The sequence below is a fragment of the Ferroacidibacillus organovorans genome (assembly GCF_001642725.1).
Classification (GTDB): domain Bacteria; phylum Bacillota; class Bacilli; order Alicyclobacillales; family SLC66; genus Ferroacidibacillus; species Ferroacidibacillus organovorans.
This window is the reverse complement of the sequence record NZ_LSUQ01000087.1, coordinates 1-8,243: the sequence shown is the minus strand read 5'-3', so window position 1 is coordinate 8,243 and position 8,243 is coordinate 1. Positions and strand designations below refer to the sequence as shown.

The 8,243-nt window shown below is 53.2% G+C and carries 7 protein-coding genes; 4 read left to right on the top strand and 3 right to left on the bottom strand.

Features of this window, described 5'->3' with window-relative positions; all coding sequences use genetic code 11:
- Window positions 1-17: 17 nt before the first annotated feature.
- The 3 genes from pstS to hisC all read right to left on the bottom strand — a co-directional run bounded on the left by pstS (window position 18) and on the right by hisC (window position 3,500).
- Window positions 18-1,061 carry a phosphate ABC transporter substrate-binding protein PstS gene (pstS, locus tag AYW79_RS14650; RefSeq protein WP_067952884.1) on the bottom strand — a complete coding sequence of 348 codons (1,044 nt, stop codon included), beginning with the start codon at window positions 1,059-1,061 and terminating at the stop codon, window positions 18-20.
- A 198-nt stretch (window positions 1,062-1,259) separates the two neighbouring features.
- Complete coding sequence (locus tag AYW79_RS14645) at window positions 1,260-2,348, bottom strand: bifunctional 3-deoxy-7-phosphoheptulonate synthase/chorismate mutase (protein WP_067567463.1); 1,089 nt, start codon at window positions 2,346-2,348, stop codon at window positions 1,260-1,262.
- Between the two features lie 36 nt (window positions 2,349-2,384).
- Window positions 2,385-3,500, bottom strand: coding sequence for a histidinol-phosphate transaminase (gene hisC / locus AYW79_RS14640; protein WP_067567460.1), 1,116 nt, complete (start codon window positions 3,498-3,500; stop codon window positions 2,385-2,387).
- A 107-nt stretch (window positions 3,501-3,607) separates the two neighbouring features.
- Between hisC and ilvA the strand changes: the two genes are divergently transcribed.
- The 4 genes from ilvA to AYW79_RS14620 form a co-directional block, all read left to right on the top strand.
- Window positions 3,608-4,816: a threonine ammonia-lyase gene (gene ilvA / locus AYW79_RS14635; protein ID WP_418251498.1), complete on the top strand. Its 1,209-nt coding sequence runs from the start codon at window positions 3,608-3,610 to the stop codon at window positions 4,814-4,816.
- A 61-nt stretch (window positions 4,817-4,877) separates the two neighbouring features.
- Complete coding sequence (locus tag AYW79_RS14630) at window positions 4,878-7,007, top strand: cell division protein FtsA (RefSeq protein WP_067567454.1); 2,130 nt, start codon at window positions 4,878-4,880, stop codon at window positions 7,005-7,007.
- Window positions 6,998-7,678: a TetR/AcrR family transcriptional regulator gene (locus tag AYW79_RS14625; protein WP_067566518.1), complete on the top strand. Its 681-nt coding sequence runs from the start codon at window positions 6,998-7,000 to the stop codon at window positions 7,676-7,678. Before AYW79_RS14630 ends, AYW79_RS14625 begins: the two co-directional genes overlap by 10 nt.
- Window positions 7,668-8,243 (top strand): hypothetical protein (locus AYW79_RS14620; protein ID WP_197467734.1); only part of this gene is annotated, 576 nt, incomplete at its 3' end. The genes AYW79_RS14625 and AYW79_RS14620, both read left to right, overlap by 11 nt.

Genomic DNA, 8,243 nt, shown 5'->3' with positions numbered 1-8,243 from the left:
AGCAGATACTGCCTGATTTACTTCACAGTGTCAAGCAGGTGCAGTGCTTGCTGGCGGATATTTTGTGGCAGTGGGACATAGTCGACGGCGGCCGCCTGCGCTTGGCCGGGTCCTTCCATCCACGTGAACAGGCTGACAAGCGTGTTTTTCACCGCGCTACTCTTCTGGTTTCGATCAAGAAGTGCCCACGAATAGCCAGAGATTGGATACGCGTCTTTTCCCAAAAGCCAAACGATAGAGAAGTTTTTCGACGTGACACTCGGTTTTTGCGCCGCCTCTTTCAAAACGGTTAAAGGCGTTGGGAGCACGTACTGTCCTTCACGATTTTTAACATAACCATATTGCATTTTGGACTGCAGAACATACGCGAGTTCCACGTAGCCAATGGCTCCGACTGTGTTTTTCACGCTTTGTGCAACTGCTTCATTGCCTTTACCGCCGATGCCGACAGGCCAGTTGACCGCTTTGCCTCGACCGACGATGCGCGCCCACTGCGGACTGATCGTGCTCAGAAAATCGGTAAAGATATACGTTGAGCCAGACCCATCCGAGCGATGAACCACGATGATTGGAAGATTCGGGAGTTTAACGCCTGGGTTGATCGCCTTGATGCGCGGATCGTTCCACGTCTTGAGTTGTCCGAGATAGATTTGTGCGATAACCTGTGGTGTGAACTTGAGCTTTGCGTGAACGCTCGGTAAATTGTATGAAATCGCCTCTCCGCCGAGCGCGATGGGAATTTGGATGACCGATCCGCCATTTTTTTGCGCGGCGTTTAATTCTCCCGCATTCATTGGAACATCCGACGCGCCAAAGTTTACCGTACCCGCCGAGAACTGCTGAATTCCGCCGCCACTTCCAATTGCACTATAGTTTACATTCACATGGTTTTGTGCAGCATAGAGATAGAAGGCGCGATTAAAGAAGGGATAGTCGAAGGTTGAACCAGCGCCCGTCAAACTCGAGACACCAGACGCGGATGCCGCAAAAGACTGTAAACTAATGCCGGCGATCAAGATCGCGCAGACAGCAACGGCAGAAGTAATCACACTCTTTTTCACTGGAAACCCTCCTGATGGTTCTTTCCGTTGCCTATAGGATGATTCTAGCAAGCCTATGTAAAGCAAACATCGCTATAACGTAAAGAAAATGTAAAGAAAAAAACGCCTCCGTAGGAGACGTCTTTCCTTATCGCATCTTAACGTCAGATCAGCATGGATCTATGTCTTAAAATTCACAGGCGCGACTAAAGCGCTTCATTAGCCGTGCGTGGTAACGAGTGCCGGAATCATGCCAGAGCTGCGAAGCGATTCCATAAAATGATCAAACTCCGCGAAGTTCAATTGCTGTTTGGCGTCAGACAATGCAACTTGCGGTTCTGGGTGAACTTCAACCATGATGCCATCCGCTCCAACGGCAAGCGCCGCTTTTGCGACAGGAAGCATGATATCTTTTCGACCTGTGGAATGGGTGACGTCCACCAGCACAGGAAGGTGCGTCTCCTGTTTCAAAATTGGAACGGCAGAGATGTCAAGCGTATTGCGGGTCGCTTTCTCATAGGTGCGAATTCCGCGCTCACAAAGAACGATTTGCTCGTTGCCGCGGGCAGCGATGTATTCGGCCGCATAGATGAGCTCTTCAATGGTCGCTGATAATCCACGTTTTAGGAGCACAGGCACCCGCGTATTCCCGACCGCTTTAAGAAGCTCAAAATTTTGCATGTTTCGAGCGCCCACCTGAATCATGTCCACATACTGGATGGCCATTTCCACATCGGCCGGGTTGACAATCTCAGATACGGTGGCAAATCCGTACTTCCGCGCCGTGTCGCGCAACATGCGAAGTCCTTTTTCGCCCAATCCTTGAAAATCATACGGAGATGTGCGCGGTTTAAAGGCGCCTCCGCGCACGAGTTGAATACCCTGAACCTGCATCTCCTGACCAATCTTCTCCATTTGGTCATCCGTTTCAACAGAGCACGGACCGCCAACGACGATCGGTACGCCGCCGCCGATCTTGATCCCTCTGACGGTGACCACCGTATCCTCGTGATTGCGTTGACGACTGACGAGCAATTTGCGCTGTTCTTCCTGAAGACCTTGCGAAGCCTGAAAAATTTGCTTAAACAAGTGACGAATCGTGCTGTCTGGGAACGGACCTGGATTTTCCTCAACCAGTCGATCCAACTGCTGTTTTTCGCGCTCCGGGTCAAAAATCGCTACACCGCGCGTCTGTTTCAAGTGACCAATGCGCTGTACGACATCTGCGCGCTTGCTCAAGAGTTGCAACAATTCAAGGTTGATGACGTCCAATTCTGAACGCAAATCTTTCAATCGGTCTTCTGCCATCTCCATCTTCTCCCTTAGCTCCACATTTCTCTTTACTTAAGACAGCGTTGCCAGCGCTTGAAGAAAACGCTCGTTTTCTTCAAATGTGCCAATCGATACCCGAATATACGCGTCGAGACCGGGGAACCCAGCCCGCACAATGACCCCTAAACGCTGCAACCGTTCAAATGTCTCACGCCCGTTACCTGTATACACTAATGAAAAATTTCCTTGGGATGGCACGGTATGATAGCCCAATGCTTGCACACCCGCTTCGAGTTGACGTCTGCCTTCCTTCGTTTTACGACGCACCATCTCCACAAACGCCGTATCCAAAAGTGCAGCCTCTGCCGCGCACTGTGCCAGCGCATTCGCATTGAACGGCTCACGCACCTTTTCAATAAAAGAGAGGATGCCCGGATTCCCCAGCGCATAACCGAGACGCAGCCCTGCAAGGCCATACATTTTTGAAAAGGTGCGAAACGAGAGCACCGCCCGCCCTTCGCGAACCCACCTCAGTGTATCGAGCGGATCTATTGCGTCGACATACTCGACGTACGCCTCGTCAAAGACAGTCAGCACATGATCAGGAACGCGCGCCATGTAGGATTCCGCCTGCGCGTGCGTAAGCCACGTGCCCGTCGGATTGTTTGGCGAACATAGATACACAATCTTAGTTCGCTCCGTGATGCACGCAAGCAGCGCATCCACGTCGTAAAAAAAGGTAGGAGTCAAAGGAGCGTGCACCATTTTTGCGCCCATCACGTTTGCGCCAAACCCATACTGTGCAAACGAAGGAAAAGGCGCCACCACCTCGTCACCAGGTTGTAAAAACGTCTCTGAAACCATTTTGATCATCTCGTCTGAGCCATTGCTGACGAGCACCTGATCTGAATTCAGAGCGAGGTGCGCCGCAATCGCTTTGCGCAGTGATGTTGTTGCGCCATCCGGGTAACGATGCATCTCTCGCGCCGCTTCAAAAACGGCTTCTCTCGCCCGCGGCGACGTACCAAATGGATTTTCGTTTGAGGCAAGCTTAACCACGTCTGCGAGGCCAAACTCCCTCATCACATCGGCAGCCGGTCTCCCCGGAACATAGGGACGTATTTGATGAAGCGTCTCGCGAACGCGCGGATAGAGTCGATCTACGACCCGATCCTTCTCCGTGTGCATCGCAAAACCTCCCTTCCGGCTCATGTTTTTGATACAATGTACCATAGACTCACAGGATCGAAAAGAAAAAATACTGTTTTTTTCAGGATTTGGGCGGGGTGATTGATTTGGCCATCACGATTGAAGACATAAAACAGGCGCAAAAACTTCTCACGGGAATCTGTGAACGGACACCGCTCGACTTCTCACATCGCCTCAGCGAACTCGCTCATCGACCGGTTTATCTCAAACTTGAAAACTTACAGCGTACGGGATCATTTAAAATTCGTGGAGCCTATAACAAGATTCAACGTTTATCAAAAGAAGCCCAAGAAGTCGGCGTGATCGCCGCGTCTGCTGGAAATCACGCGCAAGGCGTCGCGTTTGCGGCGAACGCGCTGAACATTCCCTGCCACATCGTCATGCCAAGCGGGGCCCCCCTTTCAAAAGTAGAGGCGACGCGCAGCTATGGCGCAACCGTCACCCTGCATGGCGCAGATTTTGACACAGCGCTCGATCACGCCTGCGCACTGCAGAAAAAAACGGGAATGACGTTCATTCCGGCGTTTGACGATGACGATATCATCGCGGGACAGGGCACCGTTGCACTCGAAATTCTTGAGCAACAACCGGATTTGGAATCCGTCGTCGCAGCGATCGGCGGTGGCGGGCTAATCTCCGGAATCGCGATTGCGCTGAAAGCATTGAAACCTTCGATCAAAATTTACGGCGTCGAGGCAAGCGGAGCTGCCTGTGTCACCGCTTCGCTCGCAGCCGGATGCGTCACAACCCTTGATCGCGTATCAACGATCGCCGATGGCATCGCCGTCAAGCGACCAGGCGTGCGCACCTATGAAGTGATCAGGAACTACGTGGATGATGTTGTCTGTGTCGATGATGAGGAGATTGCGCGCGCCATGGTCGTCTTATTGGAACGTTGCAAAGTGGTTAGCGAAGGTGCCAGCGCGGCTGCCGTCGCGGCTGTCATCACAGACAAACTTCCAAAAACCACCGACAAAACCGCGGTCATTCTCTCTGGCGGCAATGTGGACGTCAGTTTTTTATCACGCATTATTGAACACGGTTTGAGTGCCGCGGGACGCTTTGCGCGGTATATCACCACGATTTCCGATCGCCCCGGCTCGCTCATGGTGCTGTTGCGCGCAGTGGCCGAAACGGGTGTCAACATCGTTTCGATTGAGCATCATCGGCTCGGATCCGCCATGACACTGGGACACGTTGAAGTGCAACTCTCTGTAGAAACGCGGGATTTATCGCAAATCAAAGATCTGTCCGACCGATTGAGTAGACTCGGCTATCATTTTACAATCTCATAAAATGAAACCCAATAAATTTCAATCGCGACGTGACGTCAGATGACGGAAGGTGGTGAACAAGATGAGCGAGTGGGCGTACGCGCTCGATATTGGGACGCGTGGCGTGACCGGGCTTCTGTATTCTAAATCCGCGCAAGGGATTGAGATCCACGCGGTAGAGACACAGGAACATCGTGACCGCGCGATGCGCGACGGACAGATTCACGATGTTCGCTCCGTTTCTGCGGTGATTCAAGAGGTTACGCGCGCGCTCGAAAATGCCTCTGGCGTGTCACTCAAAGCAGTCTCCGTTGCGGCCGCGGGGCGCTCACTGCAAACGGTGACCGCCAACGCGACGATTCCGCTGCTTGTGCCGTGTACAGAAGAAGATATCCACCAGCTCCACATGGTCGCCATCGAATCGGCCAAATCGAAATGGGGGTTTGAGGCGCGCGCCAATCGCAAACCGTCTGGACTCCTTCACTGTGTAGGATACAGTGTTCGCGATTACACGCTTGATGGCGAACGGATGGCAAGCCTCGTTGGACAAAGCGGACACGAGGCGAATGTCTCTCTCATTGCGACGTTTTTGCCGCGCGCCGTTATTGAATCCCTCGATGCGGCGTTGACGCATGCCGGGCTCATGATGCGCGGCCTTACGTTAGAACCGATCGCGGCGCTCTACGCGCTGGTGCCTTCAAGCATGAGAAACTTGAACATCGCTTTGATTGACATCGGCGCTGGAACGTCCGACATCGCGCTGACAGGCGACGGCTCTGTGCGCTCTTTCGGAATGGTCCCCGTCGCCGGCGACGAGATTACCGAAGCACTCGAACAAGCGTATTTGCTCGATTTTCCTGTCGCAGAGCGCGTCAAGCGCTCCCTCGATATGGATTCCATCGACGTGGAGGACGTCCTTGGTCAAGTGCGTCACCTCTCCTGTAAAAAGTTGTTGGCGACGCTGCGCCCTGCCGTATCTGATCTTGCGCAAAAAATCGCCGATGAAATCGTTCGCCTCAACGAGAAAGCGCCTGACGCACTCATGTTGATCGGCGGCGGCGCAAAAACACCTTTTCTCGAAAAAGAGCTATCCGACAAACTCGGACTTCCACTCGATCGCATCCGCGTGCGCGACCGCGTCTCAATTCATCAGGCCAAAGGCTGTGTGGAAACGTTATTTGGGCCGGAATCCGTCACGCCCATCGGTATCGCGCTCACCGCTGAAAACTCGGAGATTACACCCGTCACCGTGCGCTTTGACGGCCGCAGCCACCGCCTCTTTGCCATGCGGCTCATGACCGTAGGTGACGCACTTTCCGAGTGTGGTCTCGATCTGCGACGCTTGCGGGCGCGCACAGGGAATGCGCTTGTCGTTGAAGTGAATCAAGAGATTCGCTCCATTCCTGGGACGACTGGAACGCAGGGTGTCGTGCAAAAAAATGGACTCCCGTGTCTGCTTGATGACACACTTGACGCAGGTGACACGATTAGCGTCGCCGTCGGCGAAGACGGAAAGGACGCAATCGGAACGATTGCGTCCGTGTTGACAGTAAAACCACTCTCGATAACGGTGAATGGAACCGTCCAACGCGTGTCGCCGCGAATCTTAAAGAATGATCGTGTTGCCACACTACACAGTAAACTCAGCGACCGCGACGTCATCGTGACCCAATGGCCAACGATTGGCGAGTGGATCGAGTCGATTATCGGTCGCAACGTCGTCGAGCGAATCGCTGTTGTCGTCGATGAAAAACCCCTTGAATTACAGTGGCAAACCATGCTCATTGAACCTTTTTTTTCCTGGGATGAGCCGATTGTGGAGGGACTCTCCTTCTCGCTAAAAGGCGCCGCAACCGCACCACCTACCGTCATTGACGCGCTAAAAGCCGCTTTATATCGCGCGGGGGAATGCATGACAGTGCTTGTAAACGGGATAAAGCGAGAAATTCCGATGATCGAGCGAATCCTAAGAAACGGCGCACCGTGTGAGCTGAAGGACACGCTTGAACAAGGCGACGTCATCACTACGGAAGGCCGTCTCGAAACAGGGCCCACGATGAGCACAATGGTACTCCTCCTATCCGAAACGCTTCGGGCAGGCGTGCACGGCCGTGAACGGCTGATCATGAAAATTAACGGAGAAGAAGCCGAGTTCACTTCTCCGATTGCGCAGGGCGATGAGGTGGAGGTGTACTACATTCCGTGGAATTAGATGAACCAGCGACGAATGGGAAAACGGAAGGTAGCGAAAAAAAAGAGCGCGGCCGCCAAGAGACGAGGAATAAAATTCTTCAAGCCGCCATGGATGTCTTTTCTGAAAAAGGATATAACGACACGCTCGTGGACGATATCACGCGTGAATCATCCACGTCAAAAGGCGCATTTTATTTTCATTTTCCATCCAAGAAGGCCATTTTCGAAGTGCTGCTTGACACGTTGATCGATCGCCTTCTCGCTGGCGCAAACCAGGCCATTGACACTCGACACGGCGCAGTGGAAAAAATTCGCGCGGCGCTTACGGTCGTTCTGTCTACACTGACTCGCCACGAAAAAGCGACCCGTCTATTGTTTGTAGAAGCATCCGGACTCGGGAAAACATTTGATCGACAAGTCTACGCGGCACATCGCGCGATCGCGCGATTTATTGCTTTGCACCTAACCCATGCAGTGGAAGACGGATCGATTGAACCGATCGACTGTACGTTGACGGCATATGCTTGGCTCGGAGCGATCCACGAAGTCCTTTTGATGAGATTGCTCGAAAATGAAGACCGTCCACTCTCTGATCTCGTAGACCCGCTCTGCGATCTTTTGGTAAAATCATTGCAACCAACGTCAATCTCCGCGCCTAAAGAAAGGTATGATTTTTCTGATGAACCTTGATCCAATGCGCCCGTCTTCCGTGGCAAACGCAGCTACGCCAAGCGAAGTGAGCACAAAAACACGCGGCAACACCGCTCGCCAAACACTTCCGACAAGCGGATTGACACCGTTTCAATCTGCGCTTTTGCAGACGATTGCAAATACGGAACTCTCCGGCTTGACCGCGCTCTCTCAATCTGGCAGTTTGTCAGGAACCAGCGTGACAAGCGGCTCGTCGCTTTCATCTCTGCTCGGCGGTGTGAGTGGCACATCGTCCCTTACCTCCCTGCTCGGCGGTGTGAGTGGCACATCGTCCCTTACCTCCCTGCTCGGCGGTGTGAGTGGCACGTTCAGCGGAAGTCTGCTCGGTGGGTCGTCAAGCCAACTGCTCAGCCTCCTGCTAACAAGCGCTGCAAAATCCGGCTCGACCGCCAATCTCTCAAGCCTGGCAGCCGCCATAGAGGGTGTATCCGGATTCTCTAGTGGTGTTGCACAATCCAACGCCACACTCCCATCCATGGGCGCATCATCATTCCCTCTCTCTGGGACAACCGGTGCATCGCCGGTCTCCGGCACATCCCTTGCG